37 protein-coding genes, 1 pseudogene and 1 riboswitch are annotated in these 26,545 nt (G+C 71.9%); of the genes and pseudogenes, 36 read left to right on the top strand and 2 right to left on the bottom strand.

The genetic code is table 11. The annotated features are described in order from the left end of the window. Positions 1–22 precede the first annotated feature (22 nt). The 28 genes from rplV (at position 23) to ACN27A_RS17730 (ending at position 16,665) form a co-directional block, all read left to right on the top strand. A complete protein-coding gene (rplV, locus tag ACN27A_RS17865) occupies positions 23–481 on the top strand; it encodes a 50S ribosomal protein L22 (protein ID WP_132230903.1) in 459 nt (152 codons plus the stop codon). Further along, positions 481–1,338, top strand: coding sequence for a 30S ribosomal protein S3 (gene rpsC / locus ACN27A_RS17860; protein WP_088998355.1), 858 nt, complete (start codon positions 481–483; stop codon positions 1,336–1,338). The genes rplV and rpsC overlap by 1 nt, the downstream gene beginning before the upstream one ends. 3 nt (positions 1,339–1,341) lie before the next feature. Continuing rightward, positions 1,342–1,767, top strand: a complete 426-nt coding sequence (gene rplP / locus ACN27A_RS17855; RefSeq protein ID WP_007465292.1) for a 50S ribosomal protein L16 — start codon at positions 1,342–1,344, stop codon at positions 1,765–1,767. Then, positions 1,767–2,003: a 50S ribosomal protein L29 gene (gene rpmC / locus ACN27A_RS17850; RefSeq protein ID WP_007073028.1), complete on the top strand. Its 237-nt coding sequence runs from the start codon at positions 1,767–1,769 to the stop codon at positions 2,001–2,003. Before rplP ends, rpmC begins: the two co-directional genes overlap by 1 nt. Then, on the top strand, positions 2,000–2,275 hold the full coding sequence (gene rpsQ / locus ACN27A_RS17845) for a 30S ribosomal protein S17 (protein WP_088998356.1): 276 nt from the start codon (positions 2,000–2,002) through the stop codon (positions 2,273–2,275). Before rpmC ends, rpsQ begins: the two co-directional genes overlap by 4 nt. A 97-nt stretch (positions 2,276–2,372) precedes the next feature. Next, positions 2,373–2,741 carry a 50S ribosomal protein L14 gene (gene rplN / locus ACN27A_RS17840; RefSeq protein ID WP_007465279.1) on the top strand — a complete coding sequence of 123 codons (369 nt, stop codon included), beginning with the start codon at positions 2,373–2,375 and terminating at the stop codon, positions 2,739–2,741. Then, positions 2,738–3,058: a 50S ribosomal protein L24 gene (rplX, locus tag ACN27A_RS17835; RefSeq protein ID WP_172896341.1), complete on the top strand. Its 321-nt coding sequence runs from the start codon at positions 2,738–2,740 to the stop codon at positions 3,056–3,058. The genes rplN and rplX overlap by 4 nt, the downstream gene beginning before the upstream one ends. Beyond that, positions 3,058–3,627 carry a 50S ribosomal protein L5 gene (gene rplE / locus ACN27A_RS17830; protein WP_421454847.1) on the top strand — a complete coding sequence of 190 codons (570 nt, stop codon included), beginning with the start codon at positions 3,058–3,060 and terminating at the stop codon, positions 3,625–3,627. Before rplX ends, rplE begins: the two co-directional genes overlap by 1 nt. Before the next feature lies 1 nt (position 3,628). Further along, positions 3,629–3,814 (top strand): type Z 30S ribosomal protein S14, encoded by a 186-nt coding sequence (locus tag ACN27A_RS17825; RefSeq protein ID WP_088998358.1) that lies wholly within the window; start codon positions 3,629–3,631, stop codon positions 3,812–3,814. 118 nt (positions 3,815–3,932) lie between these two features. Then, positions 3,933–4,340 carry a 30S ribosomal protein S8 gene (gene rpsH, locus ACN27A_RS17820; protein ID WP_013288624.1) on the top strand — a complete coding sequence of 136 codons (408 nt, stop codon included), beginning with the start codon at positions 3,933–3,935 and terminating at the stop codon, positions 4,338–4,340. 16 nt (positions 4,341–4,356) lie between these two features. Continuing rightward, positions 4,357–4,899, top strand: a complete 543-nt coding sequence (gene rplF, locus ACN27A_RS17815) for a 50S ribosomal protein L6 (RefSeq protein WP_421454842.1) — start codon at positions 4,357–4,359, stop codon at positions 4,897–4,899. A gap of 8 nt (positions 4,900–4,907) precedes the next feature. Continuing rightward, positions 4,908–5,285, top strand: a complete 378-nt coding sequence (gene rplR / locus ACN27A_RS17810; RefSeq protein WP_172896629.1) for a 50S ribosomal protein L18 — start codon at positions 4,908–4,910, stop codon at positions 5,283–5,285. Positions 5,286–5,318: 33 nt separating this feature from the next. After that, positions 5,319–5,933, top strand: a complete 615-nt coding sequence (gene rpsE / locus ACN27A_RS17805; protein WP_132230907.1) for a 30S ribosomal protein S5 — start codon at positions 5,319–5,321, stop codon at positions 5,931–5,933. Then, positions 5,933–6,115, top strand: a complete 183-nt coding sequence (gene rpmD / locus ACN27A_RS17800; RefSeq protein WP_074314584.1) for a 50S ribosomal protein L30 — start codon at positions 5,933–5,935, stop codon at positions 6,113–6,115. The genes rpsE and rpmD overlap by 1 nt, the downstream gene beginning before the upstream one ends. Next, on the top strand, positions 6,115–6,558 hold the full coding sequence (gene rplO, locus ACN27A_RS17795; RefSeq protein WP_121399885.1) for a 50S ribosomal protein L15: 444 nt from the start codon (positions 6,115–6,117) through the stop codon (positions 6,556–6,558). Before rpmD ends, rplO begins: the two co-directional genes overlap by 1 nt. 235 nt (positions 6,559–6,793) lie before the next feature. Continuing rightward, entirely contained in the window at positions 6,794–8,122 is a 1,329-nt protein-coding gene (gene secY, locus ACN27A_RS17790; protein WP_132230908.1) for a preprotein translocase subunit SecY, read from the top strand. Further along, positions 8,123–8,776 (top strand): adenylate kinase, encoded by a 654-nt coding sequence (locus ACN27A_RS17785; RefSeq protein ID WP_151453332.1) that lies wholly within the window; start codon positions 8,123–8,125, stop codon positions 8,774–8,776. A 93-nt stretch (positions 8,777–8,869) separates the two neighbouring features. After that, the gene (gene map / locus ACN27A_RS17780) at positions 8,870–9,721 is read left to right on the top strand and encodes a type I methionyl aminopeptidase (RefSeq protein ID WP_421454837.1); all 852 of its coding nucleotides are present in this window, start codon (positions 8,870–8,872) and stop codon (positions 9,719–9,721) included. A 154-nt stretch (positions 9,722–9,875) separates the two neighbouring features. After that, positions 9,876–10,499 carry a DUF1707 SHOCT-like domain-containing protein gene (locus ACN27A_RS17775; RefSeq protein WP_421454835.1) on the top strand — a complete coding sequence of 208 codons (624 nt, stop codon included), beginning with the start codon at positions 9,876–9,878 and terminating at the stop codon, positions 10,497–10,499. A 228-nt stretch (positions 10,500–10,727) separates the two neighbouring features. After that, positions 10,728–10,949, top strand: a complete 222-nt coding sequence (gene infA, locus ACN27A_RS17770; RefSeq protein ID WP_007073013.1) for a translation initiation factor IF-1 — start codon at positions 10,728–10,730, stop codon at positions 10,947–10,949. Positions 10,950–11,042: 93 nt separating this feature from the next. Continuing rightward, on the top strand, positions 11,043–11,156 hold the full coding sequence (gene rpmJ / locus ACN27A_RS17765) for a 50S ribosomal protein L36 (protein ID WP_012184307.1): 114 nt from the start codon (positions 11,043–11,045) through the stop codon (positions 11,154–11,156). 262 nt (positions 11,157–11,418) lie between these two features. Continuing rightward, the gene (gene rpsM, locus ACN27A_RS17760; protein WP_088998365.1) at positions 11,419–11,799 is read left to right on the top strand and encodes a 30S ribosomal protein S13; all 381 of its coding nucleotides are present in this window, start codon (positions 11,419–11,421) and stop codon (positions 11,797–11,799) included. Positions 11,800–11,885: 86 nt separating this feature from the next. Then, entirely contained in the window at positions 11,886–12,293 is a 408-nt protein-coding gene (rpsK, locus tag ACN27A_RS17755; RefSeq protein ID WP_014440747.1) for a 30S ribosomal protein S11, read from the top strand. Between the two features lie 14 nt (positions 12,294–12,307). Continuing rightward, positions 12,308–12,934: a 30S ribosomal protein S4 gene (gene rpsD / locus ACN27A_RS17750; protein ID WP_132230910.1), complete on the top strand. Its 627-nt coding sequence runs from the start codon at positions 12,308–12,310 to the stop codon at positions 12,932–12,934. A gap of 98 nt (positions 12,935–13,032) precedes the next feature. Beyond that, positions 13,033–14,055: a DNA-directed RNA polymerase subunit alpha gene (locus ACN27A_RS17745; RefSeq protein ID WP_013735931.1), complete on the top strand. Its 1,023-nt coding sequence runs from the start codon at positions 13,033–13,035 to the stop codon at positions 14,053–14,055. A gap of 34 nt (positions 14,056–14,089) precedes the next feature. Next, positions 14,090–14,650, top strand: a complete 561-nt coding sequence (gene rplQ / locus ACN27A_RS17740) for a 50S ribosomal protein L17 (protein ID WP_421454830.1) — start codon at positions 14,090–14,092, stop codon at positions 14,648–14,650. Between the two features lie 69 nt (positions 14,651–14,719). After that, positions 14,720–15,550 (top strand): tRNA pseudouridine(38-40) synthase TruA, encoded by an 831-nt coding sequence (gene truA, locus ACN27A_RS17735; protein WP_421454827.1) that lies wholly within the window; start codon positions 14,720–14,722, stop codon positions 15,548–15,550. A gap of 62 nt (positions 15,551–15,612) precedes the next feature. Further along, positions 15,613–16,665: a P1 family peptidase gene (locus tag ACN27A_RS17730; RefSeq protein WP_421454826.1), complete on the top strand. Its 1,053-nt coding sequence runs from the start codon at positions 15,613–15,615 to the stop codon at positions 16,663–16,665. A gap of 72 nt (positions 16,666–16,737) precedes the next feature. On the opposite strand, the gene ACN27A_RS17725 is transcribed toward ACN27A_RS17730, so the two are convergent. Further along, positions 16,738–17,901 carry a hypothetical protein gene (locus ACN27A_RS17725; protein ID WP_421454823.1) on the bottom strand — a complete coding sequence of 388 codons (1,164 nt, stop codon included), beginning with the start codon at positions 17,899–17,901 and terminating at the stop codon, positions 16,738–16,740. Between the two features lie 249 nt (positions 17,902–18,150). Between ACN27A_RS17725 and ACN27A_RS17720 the strand changes: the two genes are divergently transcribed. The 3 genes from ACN27A_RS17720 to ACN27A_RS17710 all read left to right on the top strand — a co-directional run bounded on the left by ACN27A_RS17720 (position 18,151) and on the right by ACN27A_RS17710 (position 21,504). After that, complete coding sequence (locus tag ACN27A_RS17720) at positions 18,151–18,756, top strand: class I SAM-dependent methyltransferase (RefSeq protein ID WP_421454820.1); 606 nt, start codon at positions 18,151–18,153, stop codon at positions 18,754–18,756. Positions 18,757–18,797: 41 nt separating this feature from the next. Beyond that, positions 18,798–20,477, top strand: coding sequence for an ABC-F family ATP-binding cassette domain-containing protein (locus ACN27A_RS17715; protein ID WP_421454817.1), 1,680 nt, complete (start codon positions 18,798–18,800; stop codon positions 20,475–20,477). Positions 20,478–20,541: 64 nt separating this feature from the next. Continuing rightward, positions 20,542–21,504, top strand: a complete 963-nt coding sequence (locus tag ACN27A_RS17710; protein ID WP_421454813.1) for an aldo/keto reductase — start codon at positions 20,542–20,544, stop codon at positions 21,502–21,504. Between the two features lie 412 nt (positions 21,505–21,916). Here the strand turns inward: ACN27A_RS17710 and ACN27A_RS17705 are convergent, their stop codons facing one another. Beyond that, positions 21,917–22,822, bottom strand: coding sequence for an endonuclease domain-containing protein (locus ACN27A_RS17705; RefSeq protein ID WP_421454810.1), 906 nt, complete (start codon positions 22,820–22,822; stop codon positions 21,917–21,919). Positions 22,823–22,944: 122 nt separating this feature from the next. Next, positions 22,945–23,053: riboswitch (TPP riboswitch) on the top strand. On the opposite strand from ACN27A_RS17705, the gene thiE reads away from it, so the two are divergent. From thiE to ACN27A_RS17680, 5 genes and pseudogenes are all read left to right on the top strand, one after another. Beyond that, positions 23,048–23,674: a thiamine phosphate synthase gene (thiE, locus tag ACN27A_RS17700; RefSeq protein ID WP_421454808.1), complete on the top strand. Its 627-nt coding sequence runs from the start codon at positions 23,048–23,050 to the stop codon at positions 23,672–23,674. Its footprint overlaps the riboswitch before it by 6 nt. After that, the gene (thiO, locus tag ACN27A_RS17695; protein ID WP_421454805.1) at positions 23,668–24,777 is read left to right on the top strand and encodes a glycine oxidase ThiO; all 1,110 of its coding nucleotides are present in this window, start codon (positions 23,668–23,670) and stop codon (positions 24,775–24,777) included. Before thiE ends, thiO begins: the two co-directional genes overlap by 7 nt. Next, positions 24,768–24,968 (top strand): sulfur carrier protein ThiS, encoded by a 201-nt coding sequence (gene thiS / locus ACN27A_RS17690; protein WP_421454802.1) that lies wholly within the window; start codon positions 24,768–24,770, stop codon positions 24,966–24,968. The genes thiO and thiS overlap by 10 nt, the downstream gene beginning before the upstream one ends. A gap of 4 nt (positions 24,969–24,972) precedes the next feature. Then, positions 24,973–25,743: a thiazole synthase gene (locus tag ACN27A_RS17685; protein WP_088998377.1), complete on the top strand. Its 771-nt coding sequence runs from the start codon at positions 24,973–24,975 to the stop codon at positions 25,741–25,743. Positions 25,744–25,850: 107 nt separating this feature from the next. Further along, positions 25,851–26,516 (top strand): annotated as a pseudogene (locus ACN27A_RS17680) (thiamine phosphate synthase); the annotation flags it as partial. Positions 26,517–26,545 lie beyond the last annotated feature (29 nt).

Raw genomic sequence — 26,545 nt, 5'->3', positions numbered from 1 at the left:
AGAGGAACAAGGGGTTACAGCGATGCCAGGAAAGGGCGACGCTCCGGTGCTTCCGGGCGCGCGGGCGGTTGCGCGGCACGTGCGCATCTCGCCGATGAAGGCGCGCCGGGTGGTCAACCTCGTCCGCGGCCTGCCCGCGAAGGAGGCGCTCACGGTGCTGCAGTTCGCGCCGCAGGCTGCGAGCGAGCAGGTGTACAAGGTGCTCGCGAGCGCGATCGCCAACGCGGAGAACAACGAGCGGCTGGACCCCGACGCGCTGCTCGTCAGCGAGGCGTTCGTGGACGAGGGCCCGACCATGAAGCGGTTCCAGCCGCGGGCGCAGGGCCGGGCGTACCGGATCCGCAAGCGCACCTGCCACATCACCGTCGCGGTGGAGGCGGTGGCGCCGGCCGCGCCGAAGAAGGCGGCCGCGAAGAAGGCGGCCCCCGCGAAGCAGGCGGAGCCGGCCGAGACGCAGAGCAAGACGGAGGGCGCCGAGTAATGGGTCAGAAGGTTCACCCGCACGGGTTCCGGCTCGGCATCTCGACCGACTGGAAGTCCCGCTGGTTCGCGGACAAGCTCTACAAGGACTACATCGGCGAGGACGTCAAGATCCGCCGCATGATGTCCAAGGGCCTCGAGCGCGCCGGCATCTCCAAGGTCGACATCGAGCGCACCCGGGACCGGGTCCGCGTCGACATCCACACCGCCCGGCCGGGCATCGTCATCGGCCGTAAGGGTGCGGAGGCCGACCGGATCCGCGGCGAGCTCGAGAAGCTGACCGGCAAGCAGGTCCAGCTGAACATCATCGAGGTGAAGAACCCCGAGTCGGACGCGCAGCTCGTCGCACAGGGTGTGGCCGAGCAGCTCTCCAGCCGGGTCAGCTTCCGTCGGGCGATGCGCAAGGCCATGCAGTCCGCGATGAAGAACCCGGTCTGCAAGGGCATCCGGGTCCAGGTCTCGGGCCGTCTCGGCGGCGCCGAGATGAGCCGGACCGAGTTCTACCGCGAGGGCCGGGTTCCGCTGCACACGCTGCGGGCCAACATCGAGTACGGCTTCTTCGAGGCCCGTACGAGCTTCGGCCGGATCGGCGTGAAGGTCTGGATCTACAAGGGCGACGCGGTGCCGGGTCGGGAGACTCCGGCCGAGGCGCCGTCGCGTCCGCGCCGTGACCGTGGCGACCGCCCCGAGCGGCCGCGCCGTGGCCGGTCCGGCTCGTCCGGCACGACCGCCGGCGGTACCGAGGCCGGCCGGGCCGCCGCCGCGACGACCATCGCGCAGCAGGCCGAGACGCCGAGTGGGGACGCGGTGGATCCCGCCGCCGTCGCCGCCGCGGCAGAAACGCAGCAGGAGGGCTGACAGATGCTGATGCCGCGCAAGCCCCCGAAGGGCTTCCGCAAGCCGCACCACCCGGACCGCAGTGGCGCGTCCAAGGGTGGTAACCGGGTGGTGTTCGGCGAGTTCGGGATCCAGGCTCTCGAGCCGGCGTACGTGACGAACCGCCAGATCGAGTCGGCGCGTATCGCGATGACCCGCCACATCAAGCGTGGTGGCAAGGTCTGGATCACGATCTTCCCGGACCAGGCTCTCACCAAGAAGCCGGCCGAGACCCGGATGGGTTCCGGTAAGGGCTCGCCCGAGTGGTGGGTCGCCAACGTCAAGCCGGGGCGGGTTCTCTTCGAGATGTCCTTCCCCAACGAGCAGATCGCGCGAGAGGCGATGCGTCGCGCGATCCACAAGCTCCCGATGAAGTGCCGCATTGTTACGCGCGAAGTGGGTGAATCCTGATGGCAGCGGGCGTTAAGGCCTCCGAGCTGCGTGAGCTCTCCGAGGAGGAGCTGGTCACGAAGCTGCGCGAGGCCAAGGCGGAGCTGTTCAACCTCCGCGTGCAGGCCGCGACCGGCCAGCTGGACAACAACCGGCGGTTGCAGGTCATCCGTCGGGAGATCGCCCGGATCTACACGATCATGCGTGAGCGCGAGCTGGGTCTCTCGGCCGCGCCGACTGAGGTGACTGCATCATGAGCGAGAACACCACCGCCGCCGCGCGGGCCCGCCGCAAGGTGCGTGAGGGCCTCGTGGTCAGCGACAAGATGGAAAAGACCGTCGTCGTCGAGGTCGAGGACAGGGTCAAGCACGCGCTGTACGGCAAGATCATGCGCCGTACCAGCAAGTTGAAGGTGCACGACGAGCAGAACACCGCCGGCATCGGCGACCGGGTCCTGATCATGGAGACCCGGCCGCTGTCCGCCACGAAGCGGTGGCGGCTCGTGGAGATCCTGGAAAAGGCCAAGTAGCGAAGGCTCGAGCTCGCCCGGCGTCAGCCGGGCGCGGGTTCCGCCAGGCTCCGGCCGCCGTGCGCGGCCGGAGAACCGGCAGACATAGGAGATAGACGTGATTCAGCAGGAGTCGCGACTGCGCGTCGCCGACAACACGGGTGCCCGGGAGATCCTGTGCATCCGGGTTCTCGGTGGCTCCGGTCGGCGCTACGCGAGCATCGGCGACGTCATCGTGGCCACCGTCAAGGACGCGATCCCAGGTGCCGGTGTGAAGAAGGGCGACGTCGTCAAGGCCGTCGTCGTTCGCACCGCCAAGGAGAGGCGGCGGCCGGACGGTTCGTACATCCGCTTCGACGAGAACGCCGCCGTCATCATCAAGGACGGCGGGGACCCGCGCGGTACCCGTATCTTCGGCCCGGTGGGCCGGGAGCTGCGGGACAAGCGGTTCATGAAGATCATCTCTCTCGCGCCGGAGGTGTTGTGACCGTGAAGGTCAAGAAGGGCGACACGGTCGTCGTCATCGCCGGCAAGGACAAGGGTGCCAAGGGCAAGGTCATCGCGGCCTACCCGCGGCAGGACAAGGTCCTGGTCGAGGGCGTGAACCGGGTCAAGAAGCACACCCGCATCAGCACCACCCAGCGTGGCGCCAAGACCGGTGGCATCGTCACCCAGGAGGCCCCGATCCACGTCTCGAACGTGCAGGTCCTGGACTCCGACGGCAAGCCGACCCGCGTCGGTTACCGGATCGACGAAAACGGCCAGAAGGTCCGCATCGCGCGTAGCACCGGTAAGGACCTGTGATGACCACGGCTACCGAAACCAAGACCACGCCGCGCCTCAAGGAGCGGTACCGCAACGAGATCGTGGCCCAGCTGCAGGAGCAGCACCAGTACGGCAACCCCATGCAGGTGCCGCGGCTGGTCAAGATCGTCGTCAACATGGGTGTCGGCGAGGCCGCCCGGGACGCCAAGCTGATCGACGGCGCCGTCCGGGACCTGGCCACCATCACCGGCCAGAAGCCGCAGGTGCGGCGGGCGACCAAGTCCATCGCGCAGTTCAAGCTCCGCGAGGGCATGCCGATCGGCGCGAAGGTCACCCTCCGCGGCGACCGGATGTGGGAGTTCCTGGACCGGCTGCTGTCGATCGCCCTGCCGCGTATCCGCGACTTCCGCGGCCTGGACGGGCGCAAGCTCGACGGGCACGGCAACTACACGTTCGGTCTGACCGAGCAGTCGGTGTTCCACGAGATCGACCAGGACAAGATCGATCGGCAGCGGGGCATGGACATCACGGTGGTCACGACCGCCACGACCGACGACGAGGGCCGGGCGCTGCTCAAGCTCCTGGGCTTCCCGTTCAAGGAGAACTGAGATGGCCAAGAAGGCGCTGATCCACAAGGCGGCCGCGAAGCCGAAGTTCTCGGTTCGCGCGTACACCCGCTGCCAGCGGTGCGGGCGTCCCAAGGCGGTCTACCGCAAGTTCGGTCTCTGCCGGGTCTGCATCCGGGAGATGGCCCACCGCGGTGAGCTGCCGGGCGTTTCCAAGGCTTCCTGGTAAGGGCGACCGCGTCCCGGCCGCCAGGCCGGGGCCCCTTGCACCGATCACGTATTGCTCTTCGCCGTAGGCCCGGGGCGGAAGGCCCCGGGAACCCCGGCGAGAAAGGCTGACGAAATCCATGACGATGACCGACCCGATCGCAGACATGCTCACGCGTCTGCGTAACGCCAACCAGGCGTACCACGACCGGGTGACGATGCCCTACTCGAAGATCAAGGCGAACATCGCCGAGGTCCTCAAGGCCGAGGGCTACATCGCCACCTGGTCGGTCGAGGAGCCCGAGGAGGGCGCCGTCGGCAAGCGACTGGTCGTCGAGCTGAAGTACGGCCAGAACCGGGAGCGGAGCCTGGCCGGCATCAAGCGAGTGTCCAAGCCCGGTCTGCGGGTTTACGCCAAGTCGGACGGGCTCCCGCGGGTGCTCGGCGGGCTGGGCGTGGCGATCATTTCGACGTCCCAGGGGCTGCTCACCGACCGGCAGGCCCGCAAGCGGAGCGTTGGCGGGGAAGTCCTCGCCTTCGTCTGGTAACGGGAGACAGGTAGAAATGTCGCGTATTGGACGTAAGTCGATCCCGGTGCCAGCCGGCGTCGACATCACGATCGACGGGCAGACCGTCAAGGTCAAGGGCCCGAAGGGCGAGCTCTCGCACACCCTGGCCGAGCCGATCACGATCGACCGGGCCGAGGACGGGCAGCTGAACGTCAACCGCCCGAACGACGAGCGCAAGGCCAAGGAACTGCACGGCCTCAGCCGTACCCTGGTCGCCAACATGATCGTCGGCGTCACCGAGGGCTACCGCAAGAGCCTGGAGATCGCCGGCACCGGTTACCGCGTGACCGCCAAGGGCAAGGACCTGGAGTTCGCGCTCGGGTTCTCGCACCCGGTGCACGTGCCGGCGCCGGACGGCATCACCTTCACGGTGGAGAGGCCGACGCTGTTCCACGTGGCCGGCATCGACAAGCAGCTCGTCGGTGAGGTTGCCGCCAACATCCGGAAGATCCGCCCGCCGGAGCCCTACAAGGGCAAGGGCGTGAAGTACCAGGGCGAGGTCATCCGCCGCAAGGCTGGAAAGGCAGGTAAGAAGTGAGCGCCACGCTGCTCAAGCGCCGCCGCGGCGTCGCCGCCAAGCGTGCCGTCGGGCGTGCGCGCCGGCACTTCCGGGTCCGCAAGAACGTCAGCGGCACCGCCGAGCGTCCCCGCCTCGTGGTCACCCGTTCCCTGCGGCACATCGTCGCCCAGATCGTGGACGACACCAAGGGTCACACCCTGGCGTCGGCCTCGACCCTGGACGCCTCGCTGCGCGGCACGGAGGGCGACAAGAGCGCCCTGGCCGGCAAGGTCGGCGCCCTGCTCGCCGAGCGCGCGAAGGCGGCCGGCGTCTCCAAGGTCGTCTTCGACCGCGGTGGCAACCGGTACGCGGGGCGGGTCGCCGCGCTTGCCGACGCCGCCCGCGAAGCCGGGCTCGAGTTCTAGAAACCCCGTCACGAGAGAGAAGGAAGGCTGCTGATGCCAGGTCAACAGCGCCGTGGCGGCGGGTCCGGTGGCAACGAGGGTGGTCGCCGCGACAACCGCCGTGAGGGCGGCCGCGGAAACGCGCCCGTCGAGAAGACCCCGCACCTCGAGCGGGTCGTCGCGATCAACCGCGTCGCCAAGGTCGTGAAGGGCGGTCGTCGCTTCAGCTTCACCGCCCTGGTGATCGTGGGCGACGGCGACGGCACCGTCGGTGTGGGCTACGGAAAGGCCAAGGAGGTGCCCGCGGCGATCGCCAAGGGCGTCGAGGAGGCCAAGAAGCACTTCTTCAAGGTGCCGCGGATCGCCGCGTCGATCCCGCACCCGGTGACGGGTGAGGCCGCGGCCGGTGTGGTGCTACTCAAGCCGGCGTCCGCCGGTACGGGTGTCATCGCCGGTGGCCCGGTGCGTGCCGTGCTGGAGTGCGCGGGTATCCACGACGTGCTCTCCAAGAGCCTCGGTTCGTCGAACCCGATCAACATCGTGCACGCCACCGTGGCGGCGCTGAAGGGGCTCGAGTCCCCCGAGGCCGTCGCCGCCCGTCGTGGCCTGCCGGTCGAGGACGTCGCGCCGGCCGCCATGCTGGCGTCGCGGGCGGGGGTGGCTTCCTGATGGCTCGCCTGAAGGTCACCCAGGTCCGGTCCGGGATCGGGACCAAGCAGAACCAGCGTGACTCGCTGCGTTCGCTCGGTCTCAAGCGGATCAACGACGTGGTGGTCAAGGAGGACCGTCCGGAGATCCGCGGCATGATCTTCACGGTCAACCACCTCGTGAAGGTCGAGGAGGTCGAGTAATGACGATCAAGGTCCACCACCTGCGCCCGGCGCCCGGTGCCAAGACCGCGAAGACCCGCGTGGGTCGCGGTGAGGGCTCCAAGGGCAAGACCGCCGGTCGCGGTACCAAGGGTTCCAAGGCCCGCAAGAACATCTCGGCGGCGTTCGAGGGTGGGCAGATGCCCATCCACATGCGCCTGCCGAAGATGAAGGGCTTCAAGAACAAGTTCAAGGTGGTCTTCCAGGTGGTCAACCTGGACCGGCTCGCCGAGCTGTTCCCGAACGGCGGCCAGGTCGGCCCGCTCGAGCTGGTCGAGGCCGGCGCGGTCCGCAAGGGCCACCCGGTCAAGGTCCTCGGCACCGGGGACCTGGGCGGGGTCGCTCTCCAGGTGTCGGCGCACGCGTTCAGCGCGTCGGCCAAGGAGAAGATCACCGCCGCCGGTGGCTCCGTCACCGAGCTGTAAGGGCTGCACGATCCATGGCGCCCGCTCAGTTGTCGCAACTGGGCGGGCGTCATGGTCTGCCTGGCATGTGTGCGCCGGGTAACATCGGATTCGGTTTATGTAGCCGGGCAGATCTGCCCGGACGGGGATCGGACTGTTAGAGTCCCTTCCCAGCCATGGATATCGGGCACTCGCCCGGCACCCAACCCGCCCCGCCAGGGATCACCGGCGGCCCGCCTCGCGCAGGAGGAAGAAGTTGCTGTCCGCCTTTCTCAGTGCGTTCCGTACGCCTGACCTGCGCAAGAAGCTGCTGTTCACAGTAGGCATCATCGCGGTCTACCGGCTCGGGGCGACGCTGCCCAGCCCGGGTGTCTCGTACGGCAACGTCCAGAAGTGCATCGACGCCATGGAGAACGGCTCCACGGGCGTGATGAACCTGCTCAACCTCTTCTCCGGCGGCGCGCTGCTGCAGCTCTCGGTCTTCGCGCTGGGCATCATGCCCTACATCACAGCGTCGATCATCCTGCAGCTGCTGACGGTGGTGATCCCCCGGCTGGAGCAGCTCCGCAAGGAGGGCCAGTCCGGCCAGGCGAAGATCACCCAGTACACCCGCTACCTGACGCTGGGCCTGGGTGTCCTCCAGGCGTCGGCGTTCGTGGCGCTGGCCCGCTCCGGGCAGCTCTTCAACAACCAGTGCGACCAGTTCCCGATCATCCCCGAGGGGACCGGGATCCCGGACTGGCTGACCCTCAGCCTCCTGGTCATGACGATGACCGCCGGCACCGGCGTGGTGATGTGGCTCGGTGAGCTGATCACCGACCGGGGCGTCGGCAACGGCATGTCCGTCCTGATCTTCACCTCGATCGCCGCCCGGCTCCCCAGCGAGGGCTGGCAGATCAAGCAGACCGGTGGCTGGGGCAAGTTCCTCCTCGTCATCGCGCTGGTCCTGGTGGTCATCACCGCGGTCACCTTCATCGAGCAGGCGCAGCGCCGGATCCCGGTGCAGTACGCCAAGCGCATGATCGGCCGGCGGATGTACGGCGGCACCTCGACCTACATCCCGCTGAAGGTCAACCAGGCGGGTGTCATCCCGGTCATCTTCGGCTCCTCGCTGCTCTACCTGCCCCAGTTGGCGCTGCAGTTCTTCGACCAGAACAACCCGGGCAAGACGCAGGCGTGGATCCAGAACAACCTGGTGGACCCGACCAGCCCGATCTACATCGCGGTCTACTTCCTGCTGATCATCTTCTTCACGTACTTCTACGTCTCGATCACGTTCAACCCGACCGAGGTCGCGGACAACATGAAGAAGTACGGCGGCTTCGTGCCGGGCATCCGCCCCGGCAAGCCGACCGCCGACTACCTCGACTTCATCCTCAGTCGGATCACGCTGCCGGGCGCCCTCTACCTGGGCATCATCTCGATCCTGCCGAACTTCTTCTTCATCTGGCTGGACAAGCAGCAGTACCTGAACTTCCCGTTCGGCGGCACCGCTGTGCTGATCATGGTCGGCGTCGGTCTGGAGACCACGAAGCAGATCGAGAGCCAACTCATGCAGCGGAACTACGAAGGGTTCCTGCGGTAGATGAGACTCGTTCTGGTTGGCCCGCCGGGTGCGGGCAAGGGCACGCAGGCCGAGTTCATCGCCGCGCACCTCTCGGTCCCGAAGATCTCGACCGGCGACATCTTCCGGTCGAACGTCTCGCAGGGCACCCCGCTCGGCGTCGAGGCGAAGCGCTACATGGACGCTGGCGAGCTGGTGCCCGACGAGGTCACCATCAACATGGTGCGGGACCGGCTCGCCGAGCCGGACGCCTCGGAGGGCTTCCTGCTCGACGGCTTCCCGCGCACGACGCCGCAGGCCGCCGCGCTGGACAAGCTCCTCGCCGACCTGGGCACCGCGCTGGATCTGGTGCTGGAGCTGGTCGTCGACGACGACGAGGTGATCCGGCGGCTCTCCGGTCGGCGTACCTGCCGGGGCTGCGGCAAGATCTGGCACGTCGAGTTCGACGCCACCTCGCGTGACGGCATCTGCGACCGGTGCGGCGCCGAGCTGTTCCAGCGCGACGACGACAAGCCGGAGACCATCGCCACCCGCCTGCGCGAGTACGCGGACAAGACCGCGCCGCTCGTCGACTACTACGGCGCCCAGGGCAAGCTGGTGGGCATCGACGCCACCGGTCCGGTGGAGGACGTCACCGTCCGCGCCATCGACGCCCTGCGCTCGTACGGCGGCTGACGTCCCGCCGGGCTGCGGCGGATAGAGTGCGAAGAGCGGGGTACGCCTGACGTGCCCCGCTCTTCGGCATCTGCAACGAAAGGTAACGGCTCCATGCGTCGTCCCCAGCTGGACATCCAGCTGAAGACCCCTGACCAGATCGAGAAGATGCGGGCCGCCGGGCTGGTGGTCGCCGAGGCACTGCGTCGGATGCGGGAGGCGGTCGCCCCCGGGGTCAGCACCGCCGACCTGGACGCCATCGCCGAGTCGACCATCCGCGAGGCCGGTGCCGTCCCCTCGTTCAAGGGCTACCACGGCTTTCCCGCGTCGATCTGCTCGTCCGTCAACGAGCAGGTCGTGCACGCCATCCCGTCGGCGAAGCAGGTGCTCCGCGACGGCGACCTGATCTCGATCGACTGCGGCGCGGTGCTCGACGGCTGGCACGGCGACGCCGCGATCACCGTCGCGGTGGGCGAGGTCGACCCGGCGCTGCTGAAGATGGCCGCTGTCGCCGAGGACGCCATGTGGGCGGGCATCGCCGCAGCCGCGCGCGGCGCGGCCAGCGGCAAGGGTCGGCTCACCGACATCTCGCACGCCGTTGAGGACGCGGTCCGCAAGGGCGGGCGGTACGGCATCGTCGACGGCTACGGCGGGCACGGCATCGGCACCGAGATGCACCAGGACCCGCACGTGCTCAACCACGGACGGCCGGGCAAGGGTCCGCGCCTGGTGCCGGGCATGGCGCTGGCCATCGAGCCGATGATCACGATGGGCTCGCCCCGGACGGTCGAACTTTCCGACGGCTGGACCGTGATCACCCGGGACCGGTCGATGGCGGTGCACGTCGAACACACGATGGCGCTGCTCCCGGACGGCGTCTGGGTGCTGACCGCGCCGGACGGCGGGCGCGCCCGCCTGGGCGAGCTGGTCACCTCCCGGCAGCCCGCGGACTCGCCGGCCCGCTGAGCCCCAGCAGCGCTCCGCCGGCGCCGCGTCCCGTCCTCCCGTCCCCTAGGCGCGCACCAGCCGCCCCGACCGCCGGCCGGGGCTCCCTCCCGCGCCTCAGGCTCGGAGCGGCGGGAGGGGCAGCGGCTGGTGGAGCGGTGGCATGCTTGCGGGCATGGAGGGACGCGACGGGATGCGGGCCGCCGACGCCGACCGCCAGGCGGTGGCGGAGCGGCTGCGGGTGGCCGTCGACGAGGGCCGGCTGGACCTGCACGAGTACGACGAGCGGTTGCAGCGGGCGTACGCCGCCCGCACGTACGGCGAGCTGGACGCGCTGATGGTGGACCTGCCGGGGCCGGCGGCCCCGGCGGCGTCGAAGCTCGCCACGCGGCCGGAGACCGTTCCGTCGCCGGCGGAGGGTGTCCGGTCGTCGGCGACCTCGTCCGTGACGGCCCGGTGGCTGGCCGAGGTGTGGCTGCCGTACCTGCGGGTGGTCGCGATCACGGTGACCGTCTGGGCGGTGACGTCCGCGCTCTCCACGGATCTGCTCTACTTCTGGCCCGTCTGGGTGGCCGGGCCGTGGGGAGCGGTGCTCGTGGTGCGCACGGTCGCCGGCCTCGTCGGCGGGGAGCCGCGGCGGCAGGCTGAGCAGCGGGAGCGACGGCGCGAGCGCCGCCGGGCGAAGCGGGCACGCAAGCGCGAGCTGGCTGCCGCCGAGGAGGGGAGCCGGAGCCCGGTGCGGGAGCTGCCGCCGGCCCAGCGGGAAGGCCGGCCCGGCGAGGCCGACGCCGAGGTGTGAATCGCCCGTTCCGTCCGGTTCGACGCACCGATTCCCGGCCGGTTTGGCGACGGCCCGCAGGCGGGCGTACACTTTCTGATCGGCGCACAGCGTCCACTCCGGCATGCCCACCCTGCGCTTCGGTGGGAGCCGGAGCCGCGGCTGGCGCGGGCAATCTGATCTTGATCGGTGGCCCGTGTAAGACGTTGTGGGCCGTCCGGAGTAACCGACGTCAGGACAGCGGAGGACATGCCGAAAAAAGACGGAGCCATCGAGATCGAGGGTCGGGTCATCGAGCCCCTGCCGAACGCCATGTTCCGGGTGGAGCTCGCGAACGGCCACAAGGTGCTGGCTCACATCAGCGGCAAGATGCGGCAGCACTACATCCGCATCCTGCCGGAGGACCGGGTCGTCGTCGAACTCTCGCCGTACGACCTGACCCGCGGGCGCATCGTCTACCGCTACAAGTAAGCCTGACGGCGGCCGGGACGTCCCCGTGTCCGTCTTCGACGTCCGGTGTCGCGCCTCGGCGCGTCGTCGGGCCAGATGGGAAGTAAGGCAACCGTGAAGGTCAAGCCGAGCGTCAAGAGGATCTGCAACAAGTGCCGGGTCATTCGCCGGCACGGCCGGGTCATGGTCATCTGCACCGACCCGCGCCACAAGCAGCGCCAGGGCTGAACCAGTTCCGGCCGACCGTGTGACAACGGTCGGTCGAAATCGGTCCGGGCCGCAGATCCAGACACCGAATCACATGCTCGTCCCAGCCGCGGGCGGTGCGCATCGCGTACCTCATCGTGGTTGACCCCCGGTCGGAGGCCGGGGCCCGCTCGGGCAGCGACCGACCTGGTCGCCGGCGCACGACGCCGGTGGCGGAACGGTCGGTAGCGGGGTGGGACGGGTCCACACCTCCGCCAGAACATCACGAGGAGTACGCCCGCACATGGCACGTCTAGTCGGCGTCGACCTCCCCCGCGAGAAGCGGATGGAGATCGCGCTCACCTACATCTTCGGCGTGGGTCGCACCCGGGCCCTGGAGACGCTCTCTGCCACCGGCATCTCGCCGGACAAGCGCGTCCGGGACCTCACGGACGAGGAGCTGGTCCAGCTCCGTAACCACATCGAGGGCAACTACAAGGTTGAAGGCGACCTGCGCCGCGAGGTCGCCGCTGACATCCGCCGCAAGGTCGAGATCGGCTGCTACGCGGGTATCCGGCACCGCCGGGGCCTGCCCGTGCGTGGCCAGCGGACCAAGACCAACGCGCGGACCCGCAAGGGCCCGAAGCGGACCGTGGCCGGCAAGAAGAAGCCCGGCAAGAAGTAGTTCTTAACCGGATGACGGGTCGGCCGCCGCCGAGGTAGGCGAGGCCGCAACCTGATCCGGAAAGTCAACTAGGAGCGCACAGACTTATGCCACCGAAGGCTCGTGCCGGAGCCGCCGTCAAGAAGGTCCGGCGCAAGGAACGCAAGAACGTCGCCCACGGGCAGGCGCACATCAAGAGCACCTTCAACAACACCATCGTGTCGATCACCGACCCGACTGGTGCGGTCATCTCCTGGGCCTCCTCGGGCCAGGTGGGCTTCAAGGGCTCCCGCAAGTCGACCCCGTTCGCCGCGCAGCTGGCCGCCGAGGCCGCCGCGCGTCGGGCGATGGAGCACGGCATGCGCAAGGTCGACGTGTTCGTCAAGGGACCCGGCTCCGGCCGGGAGACCGCCATCCGTTCGCTGCAGGCAGCCGGGCTCGAGGTCGGGCAGATCTCCGACGTCACGCCGCAGCCGCACAACGGGTGCCGTCCGCCGAAGCGTCGCCGGGTCTGAGAGGTTAGAGAGAGATGGCTCGTTACACCGGTGCTGACTGCCGCCGTTGCCGGCGGGAGAAGATGAAGCTGTTCCTCAAGGGCAGCAAGTGCGATGGCCCGAAGTGCCCGTTCGAGTCCCGGCCGTTCCCGCCCGGGCAGCACGGCCGCGGCCGCACGAAGGAGACGGAGTACCTGCTCCAGCTCCGTGAGAAGCAGAAGGCCCGCCGCGTGTACGGCGTGCTGGAGAAGCAGTTCCGCGGCTACTACGAAGAGGCCGTGGGCAAGAAGGCCAAGACCGGTGAGGTTCTCCTGCAGATCCTCGAGTCGCGGCTGGACAACGTGGTCTACCGGGCCGGCTACGCCAAGTCCCGGGACATGGCCCGCCAGCTCGTCAAGCACGGTCACTTCACCGTGAACGGCAAGAAGGTCGACATCCCGTCGTTCCGCGTCAAGGAGCACGACATCATCGAGGTCCGGGGCAAGAGCAAGGAGCTCACCCCGTTCATCGTGGCGCAGGCCGAGGCCGGCTCGAAGTCGGTTCCGGCGTGGCTGGAGGCTATCCCCAGCCAGATGAAGGTGCTCGTGCACTCGCTCCCGGCCCGCCAGGTCATCGACACGCAGGTCCAGGAGCAGCTGATCGTCGAGCTCTACTCCAAGTAGTCGGAGCTCGTTGCGGTGGCCCGCCCTTCCGGGGCGGGCCACCGGAACAGTTTGTCGTGGGCGTCATATGGCGGGCGCCCCGGAAGAGAAGAGAAGACATGCTCATCAGCCAGCGACCGACTCTCTCCGAGGAGTCGATCAACGAGACCCGGTCCCGGTTCACCATCGAGCCACTGGAGCCGGGCTTCGGGTACACCCTGGGCAACTCGCTGCGGCGCACGCTGCTGTCGTCGATCCCGGGTGCGGCGGTCACCTCGATCAAGATCGACGGCGTGCTGCACGAGTTCACCACGATCCCCGGTGTCAAGGAGGACGTGGTCGAGCTCGTCATGAACATCAAGGAGCTCTGCGTCAGCTCCGAGCACGACGAGCCGGTCAGCATGTACCTGCGCAAGCAGGGCCCGGGCGACGTGACGGCGGGCGACATCCAGCCGCCGGCCGGCGTCTCGGTGCACAACCCGGACCTGAAGCTCGCCACCCTCAACGGCAAGGGCCGGCTCGACATGGAGCTGACCGTCGAGCGGGGTCGCGGCTACGTCACGGCGGCGCAGAACAAGCAGGCCGGCGCCGAGATCGGCCGGATCCCGGTCGACTCGATCTACTCGCCGGTGCTGAAGGTGACGTACCGCGTCGAGGCGACCCGTGTCGAGCAGCGGACCGACTTCGACCGGCTGATCATCGACGTCGAGACCAAGCCGTCGATGGGCCCGCGTACCGCGCTGGCCTCCGCCGGCTCGACGCTGGTGGAGCTGTTCGGTCTGGCCCGGGAGCTGGACGAGACCGCCGAGGGCATCGACATCGGGCCGTCCCCGCAGGACGCCCAGCTCGCGGCCGACCTGGCGCTGCCGATCGAGGAGCTGGACCTGACCGTCCGCTCCTACAACTGCCTCAAGCGCGAGGGCATCAACTCCGTTGGTGAGCTCATCGGGCGTACCGAGGCCGACCTCCTCGACATCCGCAACTTCGGTCAGAAGTCGATCGACGAGGTCAAGATGAAGCTCGCCGGGATGGGTCTGGGGCTGAAGGACTCGGCCCCGAACTTCGACCCGGCGCACGTCGTGGACGCCTTCGGCGAGGCCGACTACGACACCGACGACTATCGCGAGACCGAGCAGCTCTAGTCCGCGCTGCCGCCACACCTGAGGAGCACCAAGCATGCCCACGCCCACCAAGGGCCCCCGCCTCGGCGGCAGCCCCGCGCACGAGCGGCTGATGCTGGCCAACCTGGCCACTGCGCTGTTCCAGCACGGCAAGATCCAGACCACCGAGACGAAGGCCCGGCGGCTGCGTCCGCTGGCCGAGCAGCTCATCACCAAGGCCAAGCGCGGCGACCTGGCGTCCCGCCGGCGGGTGCTGGGCGTCGTCAAGGACAAGGACGTGGTCTACGCCCTGTTCGACCAGATCGCGCCCCGGTTCGCCAACCGCAACGGTGGCTACACCCGGATCGTGAAGACCGGTCCGCGCAAGGGTGACGCCGCCCCGATGGCGATCATCGAGCTGGTCGAGGAGCTTCAGGTCGCCGAGCCGAAGGCGAACAAGAAGACCGCCGCCCGCAAGGCCGCGCAGCAGGACAAGGTCGAGGCGCTCGCCCCGGCCGAGGAGGCCCCGAAGTCGAACTCGGGCGACCAGGACGCCGAGGCGCCCGTGTCGGCGTCCGGCGACACCGCCGCCGCCCGCGAGGACAGCGACGAGGCCGGCGAGAACGACAAGGCCTGATCCAGGCCACCGTCGGGCCCGGCACCCCTCGTGGGGTGCCGGGCCCGACCCCGTGAGGCGGAGGTACGAGTGGACGAGCGCACCCGGCTGCGGCTGGACGTCGCGTACGACGGGTCGGGCTTCTCCGGCTGGGCCGCCCAGCCCACCCGGCGCACGGTCGCCGGGGTGCTCGTGGAGACCCTCGACCTGGTCCTCGGCGCGGGTACGGCGACCGGCCTGACCGTGGCGGGTCGCACCGACGCCGGGGTGCACGCCACCGGGCAGGTCTGCCACCTCGACCTGCCGGCCGGCGTGTGGCGGGAGCACGACGGACGGCTGCTGCGCCGACTGGCCCGGCTGCTCCCCACCGACGTCCGGGTGCGCGCGATGGCCGAGGTGCCCGCCGACTTCGACGCCCGGTTCTCGGCCACCTTCCGCCGCTACGAGTACCGGGTCACCGACGCCACCTGGGGCGCCGAGCCGCTGCGCCGGCACGAGATCCTGGCCTGGCCGAAGCCACTGGACCTGGCCGCGCTGAACGCCGCCGCCGCCGGGCTGGTGGGGGAGCACGACTTCGCCGCCTACTGCCGGCGCAAGGAGAACGCCACCACGCTGCGCGAGGTGACCCGGCTGGACTGGCGGCGGGACCCGGACGGGATCCTCGTGGCCACCGTGCAGGCCGACGCGTTCTGCCAGGCGATGGTGCGCAGCCTCGTCGGCGCCATGCTGGTCGCCGGCGACGGGCGCCGGCCGGCCGGGTGGCCGGGCAGCCTGCTGGCCCGCCGGGAACGCTCCAGCGAGGTGACCGTGGCGCCGGCGCACGGGCTGACCCTGGTCGCCGTCGGCTACCCCGATGACCCGGCCGAGTACGCCCGCCGCGCCGAGGCGACCCGGCAGCTGCGCGTACCCGTGGAGGGCTGACCGCCCGGGGCCGGCCTCCCGGCACCCGGCAGAGCACCGTCGAGCGTCAAGGAGTGGAAGCCGTGCAGGAACCTCGCCGTGGACGGGACCTCGGCATCGTCGTCGGGACGCTGCCGACGGGACCGCTGAACGCCGTCACCGACGTGCCCGGCGTGCGGGTGGGCCACACCACGCTGGTCGAGGGGGACAGCATCCGCAGCGGGGTGACGGCGATCGTCCCGGACCAGCTGACCGACCGCCGGTCGCTGCCGGCGGGGCTGTTCGTGGGCAACGGGCACGGCAAGATGGTCGGCTCGACCCAGGTGGCCGAGCTGGGCGAGATCGAGACGCCGGTGGTGCTGACCGCGACGCTGTCGACGTTCCGGGCTGCGGACGCGCTGGTCACGTACATGCTCGGGCAGCCGGGCCGGGAGACGGTCGAGTCGCTGAACCCGGTGGTGGCGGAGACCAACGACGGGTTCCTGTCCGACATCCGGGCGCGGCCGGTGCGGGAGCAGCACGTCCTCGCGGCGCTGGCGGAGGCCCGCGGCGGACTGCCCGCGGAGGGTGCCGTCGGCGCCGGTACGGGCACGGCCGCCCTCGGCTTCAAGGCCGGCATCGGCACGTCCTCGCGGCTCGCCACGACCTCCCGGGGCAGAGTCACCGTCGGTGTGCTGGTGCAGTCCAACTTCTCCGGCCTGCTACAGGTGTGCGGGGTGCCGGTCCGGCCCGAGCAGGTGGGGGTGCCGAGCCTGTCGCTGCCGGGCCGGCCGGAGCAACCGGGGAACTCCTGCGTCATCGTGGTCGCCACGGACGGCCGCCTCGACGCGCGGCAGCTGGGTCGGGTGGCCCGCCGGGCCATCTTCGCCATGGCGCGGGTCGGTTCGGACTTCGCCGGCGGCAGCGGCGACTACGCCCTGGCGTTCTCCACCGCCGACACGCAGGCACCGACGGCGCCGGAGTCCGACCTGGAGCCGGTCTTCGCGGCGGTGCTGGAGGCCGTGGAGGAGGCACTGCTGAACTCGATGTTCATGGCGCGCACCACCGTCGGAGTCAAGGGGCGGGTCAAGTACGCGGTTCCGCACGACCGGATGCTCGAACTGTTGCGGGCGCACGGGGTCGAGCTCCGGACGTAGGCGGCCGGGGGCGGAACGGGTACGCGGCCGTGGCCCACGTACCCGTTGCGCGCGTTCGCCGTCGCGGCCCGGTCAGTCGTCCCCGTCCTGCCTGCCGGTGTTGCTCGCGCCCTCGTCGGTCGGCTGGCCGGCCGTGCCGCCGTCCGCCCGGCGCTCCAGTACACCCCGGTTGAGGTGCAGCTCGATCATGTCGAAGAGGATCTCCCGGGCCTTCGTGTCGCCGGACCCGATCGTCTCGCCGTCGCTGCGGGTGACCACCGCGTACGCGAGGTAGTGGCCGCGCACCTGCCAGCCGACACGGGCCGGCGCGGTGGCGATCGCCGCGCTCTCGTCGTCGGCCGCCATGCCCCGGAACCGGCCCTCCCGCTCGTCGAGCAGCAGCCGGATCCGGTCCCGGGCGCGTTCGGCGTTGGCCCGGTCGGTCAGGTTGAACAGGCCGGTGGTGACGAGGTGGCCGCCGTCGGGCGTCCGCAGCGTGGCCCGGACCACCTGGGTGCAGCCGAGGCGGACCAGCAGGTCGGCGACCTCCCCGGTGGCCGCCACCGCGCAGGCGGCGCTGGACTGGCTCTTCAACACCTTGTAGGCGGGCTCCCCGTCCGCGACGACGAGCTGCTTGCCGGGGAAGAGCTCCTTGGCGGTCAGCGGCGCCTGGTCGGTGTCCCGCGAGTCGAGCGGCTGCGCCCCGACGTCGGCGGACTCGGCCGCCTCCGGTTGGGACGTGGGCGCGTTCTGCGGCGTCCCGTTGCGCTCGGCCAGCAGGGCGGCGGCACCGAGGCCGCAGAGCGCCAGCAGCGCGAGGACGGCCGCGCCGCCGACCACGACCTGCCACCACCTGCCGCCGCCACCCCGCTGCGACCGCCCGGCTGACGGCGGCGGCTCGACCGGCGCGGCCGACTCGACCGGCGGAGAGGGCTCGACCGGCGCGGGCGGCCGGGCCGGCGCCTGCCCATCGGCGGGCGCCCGCACGGGGGCGGACGGCGGCGGCGACACCTGCGCCGCGGCCCGGACCGGCTCCGGCGTGGCGGCGGGCGGCGACGCCTGCGCCGCGGCCCGGACCGGCTCCGGCGCGGCGGAGGGCAGCACGACCCGGTTGGCGCGGGGCAGCGACGGCGTCGGGAAGCGGGACGGGGAGGGGCCGGCGGGGGGAGGCGGACCAGCACCGAGCACCGGCCCGTCGGACCCGGGCTCCGGGTACTCCATGAATGCGTCCTCATCGGACTCGTACCGATACACCATGCCGCCCAGAGTAGGAGGCATTGTCCCTTTAGGTGCTAATAATAGGAAATTGTGGGCGGAGTCGTTTCGGCTCGTGCTGGGCACCGGCGCCGGGCCGTGCCGGCGTGCCGGACCCGCCAGGTCCCGCGCCGGCGTGGCACGCCTGGGCCGTGCCGGGCCTGCGCCGGGCCCGCGCCGACGTGGCGAGCCTGTGCCGGGTCGGGTCGGGCCCGCGACGGCGTGGGCGGCGGCGGTGCGAGAATTGCCGGCGTGACCGGCGAACACTACTTCACCGCTGAACCCACGGCCGCCGCCAACCCGCGCGAGGTCGAGTTCTCCGTCGCCGGCCGCGACTACACCCTGGCCTCCTCCGCCGGGGTCTTCTCCGCCGCCCGCCTCGACCCCGGCACGGCGGTGCTGCTGCGCAAGGCCGACCTGCCGGCCACCGACACCACCGGCGCCCTGCTCGACCTCGGCTGCGGCTTCGGCCCGATCACCTGCGTACTCGCGGATTCCGCCCCCACGGCGACCGTGTGGGCCGTCGACGTCAACGAACGGGCCCGGGAGCTCACCGCGGCCAACGCCGCGCGGGTCGGCGCGGCCGACCGGGTACGCGTCGCCGCGCCGGACGACGTACCCGCCGAGCTGACCTTCGCGGAGATCTGGTCCAACCCCCCGATCCACGTCGGCAAGGACGAGCTGCACGCGATCCTGCTGCGCTGGCTGCCGCGGCTCGCCCCGGACGGCGTCGCCTGGCTGGTGGTGGCCCGCTATCTCGGCGGGGACTCGTTGCAGCGCTGGCTGGTCGAGCAGGGCTGGCAGGTGGGGCGCCACGCCAGCCAGAAGGGCTACCGGGTGCTGCGGGTCACCCGGTAATTGATTGGGCCGCCCGGCCCGTGCTCGGGCAGGATGCCGGCGTGGGATACGTGGACGTGGCAGCGGTCGGGCACATCCTTCCCGACGGCCGGGAGCTCTTCTCCGACGTGTCGTTCCGGGTCGGGGAGGGCGCCAAGGTGGCCCTGGTCGGGCCGAACGGCGCGGGCAAGACGACGTTGCTGCGGATGGTCGCCGGCGACCTGCCGGTGAAGACCGGCGCGATCGCGCGCGCCGGCGGGCTGGGCGTGATGCGCCAGTTCATCGGGATGATCGGCGACGAGTCGACGCTGGCCGACCTGGCCCTGTCGCTGGCCCCGCCCGCGCTGCGCGACGCCGGCCGCCGGCTGGTCGAGACCGAGGGGGCCATGCGCGCCGCCGAGGTCCGCGGCAAGTACAGCACCGCCGCCGGCAAGGCCCAGCTGGCGTACGCGGACGCGCTCGCGGCCTGGGGCGAGGTCGGCGGGTACGACGCCGAGGTGCTCTTCGACACGGTCGCCACCATCGTGCTCGGCCTGCCATGGGAGAGCGCCCGGGAACGGCCCGTCCGGACCCTCTCCGGCGGTCAGCAGAAGCGCTTCGCCCTCGAACTGCTGCTGCGCGGCCCCGACGAGGTGCTGCTCCTCGACGAGCCGGACAACTTCCTCGACGTGCCCGGCAAACGGTGGCTGGAGGGGCGGCTGCGGGAGTCGACCAAGTCGGTGCTCTACGTCTCGCACGACCGGGAACTGCTCGCCCAGACCGCCGACCGGGTGGTCGCCGTGGAGGGCGGCAGCGCCTGGGTGCACCCGGGTGGCTTCGCGAGCTGGCACTCCGCCCGGCTGGCCCGCCACGCCCGTCTCGACGAGCTGCGCAGGCGGTGGGACGAGGAGCACCAGAAGCTGCGCGAGCTGATGCTGATGTACAAGCAGAAGGCCGCGTACAACGACGGGTTGGCGTCGCGCTACCAGGCCGCGCAGACCCGGCTGCGCAAGTTCGAGGAGGCCGGGCCGCCACCCGTACCGCCGAAGGACCAGGACATCCGGATGCAGCTCACCGGCGGGCGGACCGGCAAGCGCGCGGTGATCTGCGAGCAGCTGGAGCTCGACGGCCTGACCTTCCCGTTCGACCTGGAGATCTGGTACGGCGACCGGGTCGCGGTGCTCGGCGCCAACGGCACGGGCAAGTCGCACTTCCTGCGGTTGCTCGCCCGGGGCGGCACGGACCCCGACCCGGCCAACGGGCCGGTCGACGGCGCCGCCGCGCTCGCGCCGGTGGTGCACGACGGGGTGGCCCGGCTCGGCGCGCGGGTGCGTCCCGGGCACTTCTCGCAGACCCACGACCGGCCGGAACTGATGGCGAAGACCCTCGTCGAGATCCTCTGGCGGGGCGACGAGCACCGGACCGGCATGGACCGGCACGCCGCGATGGCGGCGCTGAGCCGGTACGAGCTGGCGGGGCAGGGCGACCAGCGCTTCGGCACGCTCTCCGGTGGTCAGCAGGCGCGCTTCCTGGTGCTGCTGCTGGAGCTGTCCGGCGCGACGCTGCTGCTGCTCGACGAGCCCACCGACAACCTCGACCTGGCCTCGGCGGAGGCGCTGGAGGCCGGGCTGGCCGCGTTCGAGGGGACCGTGGTGGCGGTGACCCACGACCGCTGGTTCACCCGCACCTTCGACCGGTTCGTGCTCTTCCGGGGCGACAACGAGGTGGTGGAGACACCGGAGCCGGTCTGGGACGTGGCGTGATCCCCGCCGTCCCGGGCGACCGCCTCCGCGCTGTCGGCGGCGTGGTCCGGGCGGCGGGCATAGGGTGGATCTCGTGACTGAGATGACCTACCGCCGGTTGGGTGACTCCGGGCTCGTGGTGTCCGTGGTCGGCGTCGGCTGCAACAACTTCGGCCGCAAGCTCGACCTCGACGGCACCCGGGCGGTGGTCGACGCCGCGCTCGACGCCGGGATCAACTTCTTCGACACCGCCGACATCTACGGAGAGCCGCAGGGCGGCTCCGAGGAACTGCTGGGCCAGGCGCTCAAGGGCCGGCGCGACGACGTGGTGGTGGCCACCAAGTTCGGCATGGACATGAACGGCATGAACGGCCCCGACTTCGGCGCCCGGGGCGCCCGCCGCTACATCGCCCGGGCGGTGGAGGCGTCGCTGCGTCGGCTCGGCACCGACCACATCGACCTGTACCAGATGCACGAGCCGGACCCGGGCACCCCGATCGACGAGACGCTCGCCGCGCTCGACGACCTCGTCCGCGCCGGCAAGGTCCGCTACCTGGGCAACTCCAACTTCGCCGGCTGGCAGATCGCCGACGCCGACTGGGTGGCCTCGTCGAACGGCCGGTCCCGGTTCATCAGCGCACAGAACCACTACAGCCTGCTGGAGCGCGGCGTCGAGGCCGAGGTGGTGCCGGCGTGCGAGCGCTTCGGCCTCGGGCTGCTGCCGTTCTTCCCGCTCGCCAACGGGCTGCTCACCGGCAAGTACAAGCGCAACGAGAACCCGCCGGCCGGCAGCCGCCTCGCCGGTGGCGGCCGGTACGCCGAGCGGCTCGCCGCCGCCGACTGGGACACCATCGAGGCGATCGAGGCGTACGCCGCCGAACGGGGGCTGTCGATGCTCCAGGTGGCGATCGGCGGACTGGCCGCCCAGCCGGCGGTGACCTCGGTGATCGCCGGCGCCACCACGCCCGAGCAGGTACGCGCCAACGCGGCGGCGGGCACCTGGCAGCCCACCGACGAGGACCTCGAAGCCCTGCGCGCAACCTTCTGAGCCCCACCCGCCCGGGCACCGCGGCACCGGGGCGGTGCGCCACTCGTCACCCGCCCCACCGTTGGCTGTGGGTTCTGTGGGTGGCTGAGTGGAACGTCACAGGTGTCACCTGGCCTCGGAGACACCCGTGACGTTCCACCGGTGCCCGGTGCCCGGTGCCGGTGCCGGTGCCCGGTGCCTGGTGGCGGTGCCCGGGGCGGGGGCAGACCTCTACCGCACCCGTCGGTGGAACGTCATGGGTGTCAAGGGGCGGTGAAGGCACCCATGGTGTTCCACCGGCCGGCCGCCGGGCCTCTCCACCACCGGGCCACCGCCGGCCACCGGCCACCGGCCACCGGCCACCGGCCACTTACCGGCTACCGGGCTGGCCTGTTACCGGGCGGCCGGTTGCCGGTGGCTTGGCGGTGGGGGGTCAGGCGGTGGGGTGGCGCTCGCGGAGGGCCTGGCTCACCAGGGCGGCGGTGCGGGTGGGGTGTCGGAGCACGTCGTCGGCGGTGAAACGGAGGACGATCCAGCCGGCCGCGCGCAGGGCGTTCAGCCGGGCGACGTCCTGGCGGAAGTGGGCGCGCTCGCGGTGGTGGTCGCCGTCGTACTCGACCGCGACGCGCAGGGTCGGCCACGCCAGGTCCACCCGGCCGACGAAGCGCCCGTCGGCGTCGCGCACGTCGTGCTGGGCGATCGCGGGCGGCAGTCCCGCGTCGAGTAGGAGCAGCCGTAGGCGGGTCTCCATGGGGGACTCGGCCAGCGGCTCCGCCAGCGCCAGGATCTCCCGCAGCAGGGGCAGGCCGGGCCAGCCTGGCCGCGCGTCGGCGTACGCGCGTAGTGCGGCAAGCTTCACCACCCGGCGGTGCAGCAGCGCATCGACGGCGACCAGGGCCTCGTCCCGGGGGGCCTGGCGGCCCAGGTCGAAGGCGGTGCGCAGGGGAGTGGTGACGGGCAGCCCGCCGAGGCGGGTGCGATCGGAACCCGGCACCACCGACCGGTGCACCCGAAGACGGGAGTGGGCGCGCATCCGCACGGCGCGTGGCAGCAGCACGGTGACGGGCGCATCCCGGCGCAGCAGGTCGACGCCCCACAGGTACGCGGCGCTGCGGCCGGCGATCGCCCCGCCGTACGGCAGCGACAGCGCGACCGCGTCGCACCACATCCGGTGGTCGTCGGCGCGGTAGCCGTCACGGTGCACGTGGACGTCGGGCAGGAGGCGCTGCCAGGACGGCCCGCGCAGCATCGTCCAGGTCAGGAGGCCGTCGGCGATGGCGGCGCTGGCCCGGAACGGCAGGAAGGCCAGGCGGGGTGGTACCCGGGCGGCGGAGGGCATCCGGACAGCATCGCGTGACGGGACGGTCACGCGCCGCCCCGTCCCTCGGCTTCGGGCGGTCGATGTGAAATCCGCGTCCCGACCTTGGCGGATCCGGCGATCCGTCGTACGGTGACACCCGCAAGTGACCCACGGGAGCCCGGTGGACCGGGCTGAGAGGGGGGCTGTCAGCCCCCGACCGTCGAACCTGATCCGGGTAATGCCGGCGCAGGGAGGAGTGTTGCCGTGCCGTCCCTCGGGCGACTGCATCTCATCACCGACACCCGACCCGGGCGGGAGCCGCTCACCGTGCTGCGGGCCGCCCTCGCGGTGGCCCGCGCGGAACTGGTCGTGCAGGTCCGCGTGGAGGACGACGCCACCGACCGGGAGGCGTACGACCTGACCCGCCGGGTGGTCGCGCTCTGCGCCCCGTACGACGTCACCTGCCTGGTGAACGACCGGCTGCACGTGGCGCTGGCGGTGGGCGCCGCCGGTGGGCACGTCGGCGCGGACGACCTGCCGGTCGGGGCGGCCCGCCGGGTGCTCGGCGCGACCGCCGTGCTCGGCGCCACCGCCCGCGAGCCGGGGACGGCCGCCGAGGCGGTCGCCGCCGGGGCCAGCTACCTGGGCGTGGGCCCCTGCCACGCCACCGGCACCAAGGCGGGGCTGCCGGCGCCGATCGGCCCGGCGGGGGTACGCGCCGTCGCCGACGCCGTGGACGTGCCCGTCGTCGCGATCGGCGGCGTGACCGCCGCGAAGGTGCCCGCGCTGCTGGCCGCCGGCGCGTACGGGGTGGCGGTGGTGGGGGCGCTCTCCGGGGCGGCGGATCCGGGTCGGGCGACGGCGGAGCTGCTGGGAGCGCTGGGGTGCTGAACCGACCGGACGTCGCCGTGGTGGGGGCGGGACCGGTCGGGCTGGCGATCGCCTGGCGCTGCGCGCAGCGCGGACTGCGGGTCGTCGTGCACGATCCCGCCCCGGGCTCCGGCGCGTCCCACGTCGCCGCCGGGATGCTCGCCCCGGTCGCGGAGGCGTACTTCGGCGAGCACGAGCTGACCGGGCTGCTGACCGCCTCCGCCGCCCGCTGGCCGGCCTTCGCCGCCGAGCTGACCGCCGCCACCAGCGTGGACGTCGGCTACCGGACCGAGGGCACCCTGATGGTCGGGCTGACCGCCGACGACCTGGCCGAGGCGCGCCGGCTGTGGGCGTACCAGCAGGGGATCGGACTGCCGGTGACGCCGCTGCGCCCCACAGCGCTGCGGGACCGCGAGCCGGCGCTGGCGCCCCGGGTGCGCGGCGGCGCGTTCGCCGCCACCGACCACCAGGTCGACCCGCGCCGGCTCGTGCCCGCGCTGCGCACGGCCGCCGAGCGGGCCGGCGCCACGCTGGTGCCCGCCGCCGTGCGCTCCCTGTCCGACGTGGACGCCGCGGTCACCGTGGTCGCGGCCGGCTGCGGCGCGGAGGCCCTGACGGGGCTGCCCGTGCGGCCGGTGAAGGGGCAGGTGGTCCGGCTCCGCGCGCCCGGCGGCGGCGCGCCGGGCTTCCGGCACGTCATCCGGGGGTACGCCGACGGCGAGCACGTCTACCTCGTGCCCCGCGCCGACGGGGAGGTGGTGGTGGGCGCGACCGTCGAGGAGCGCTCCGACACCGACGTGTCCGCCGGGGCGGTGCTGCGCCTGCTCCGCGCCGCCGTCGACCTGCTGCCCGAGCTGGCCGAGTACGACCTGGTGGAGACGCTCGCCGGCCTGCGCCCCGGCACCCCCGACAACGCCCCGATCCTCGGCCCGCTGCCCGGCCGGCCCGGCGTGCTCGCCGCCACCGGGCACCACCGGCACGGCATCGTGCTCACCCCGGTCACCGCCGACCTGATCGCCGAGCTGGTCGCCACGGGTGCGGCGAGCCCGCTGCTCGCCCCCTTCACCCCGGCCCGGTTCGGTCACGACTTGTCCGTATCCGAGGAGGAGCACACGTGGAACTGACGGTGAACGGGGCCGGGCGCAGCCTGCCCGGCGGCTCGACCGTGGCGGACCTGGTCCGCGCGGTCACCGATCAGCAGCGCGGCCTCGCCGTCGCGGTCAACGGGGAGGTGGTGCCGCGTACGGGCTGGCCGGTGACCGTGCTGCGCGACGGCGACCGCGTCGAGGTGCTCAGTGCCGCGCAGGGCGGGTGACGCGGTGAGCTTCGACCTGGGCGGCGTGAGCTTCACGTCCCGGCTGATCCTCGGCACCGGCGGCGCGGCCAACCTGCGCGTGCTGGAGGACGCCATCCGTGCCTCCGGCACCGAACTGGTCACCCTGGCCCTGCGCCGCGTCGACACCGCCCCCGGCACCGCCGGCGGGCTGCTGGATCTGCTGGACCGGTGCGGCGTACGGCTGCTGCCGAACACCGCCGGCTGCTACACGGCGGGCGAGGCGGTCAAGGTGGCGCACCTGGCCCGGGAGGCGTTCGGCACGGACTGGGTGAAGCTGGAGGTGATCGGCGACGAGCGCACGCTGCTGCCCGACGGGGTGGAGCTGCTGCGCGCCGCCGAGGAACTCGTCGACGACGGGTTCGTGGTGCTGCCGTACACGTCGGACGACCCGATCCTGGCCCGGCGGCTGGCCGACGTCGGCTGCGCGGCGGTGATGCCGGCGGGCGCCCCGATCGGCTCCGGCCTGGGCGTGTCGAACCCGCACCACATCCGGCTGATCAGGCAGGGCGTCGACGTGCCGGTGATCCTGGACGCCGGCATCGGCACCGCCTCGGACGCCGCGCTGGCCATGGAGCTGGGCTGCGACGCGGTGCTGCTCGCCAGCGCCGTCACCCGCGCCGCCGACCCCGTGGCGATGGCCACCGCGATGCGGTACGCGGTCGAGGCGGGGCGGCTCGCGTACGGGGCGGGCCGGATCGCCCGCCGCTTCCACGCGCTCGCCTCCACCCCGGACGAGGGACGGCCGGACCTGTGACCCGCCCCGCCCCCGGCCCCGGTTCCGCTTCGCCCCCGGCCGCCGCGCCGGCGCCGACTTTGGATCTTGGTGGGGAAGAGCCCCTGGAGGGGCCGTTTCCTACCAAGATCTCGGGCGGGCCGGCCGGCGTCCTGCTGCTGACCGACCGGCGGCAGGCTCGGCGGCCGTTGGCCGAGGTCGTTGCCGGTGCGGTGGCCGGGGGAGTGCGGTGGGTGGTGCTGCGGGAGAAGGACCTCCCGCGGGCCGAGCGCGTCGCCCTCGCCACCGAGCTGCGCGCGATCCTCGCCGAGGCGGGCGGCATCCTGATCGTCGCCGGTCCCGACCCGCTCGACGGCGACACGGTGCACCTGCCGTCGGCAGGGCCGTACCCACCGCCGCGCCTCGGCCTGGTGGGCCGCTCCTGCCACGACCTGGCGGAGCTGGCGCGACTGACCACCGAGGACTACGCGACCCTCTCGCCCGTCTACCCGACCAGCACCAAGCCCGGCTACGGCCCACCCCTGCGCCCGGACGGACTCAGCACGCTGATCGCGGCCAGCCCCGTGCCGGTCCTGGCGCTCGGCGGAGTGCAGAGCCCGGACCAGGTGGCCGCCTGCGTCGAGGCGGGAGCCGTCGGCGTGGCGGTGCTCGGCGCGATCATGCGAGCCGACGACCCCGAGACAGCAGCAGCCACCCTCACGGCAGCCGCCAACGCGGCGAGCCGGACCGGACATGGCAGCTCGGATTTTGGTGGGACGACGCGCAGCCGGCGGGACCGCACGGAGGTCTCCGGGACGGGGCTGCGGCCGACCGTGCCCACGGA

It is taken from the genome of Micromonospora sp. WMMD737 (assembly GCF_049179055.1).
Lineage (GTDB): Bacteria > Actinomycetota > Actinomycetes > Mycobacteriales > Micromonosporaceae > Micromonospora > Micromonospora reichwaldensis.
This window is presented reverse-complemented; position numbering and strand designations above follow the sequence as displayed.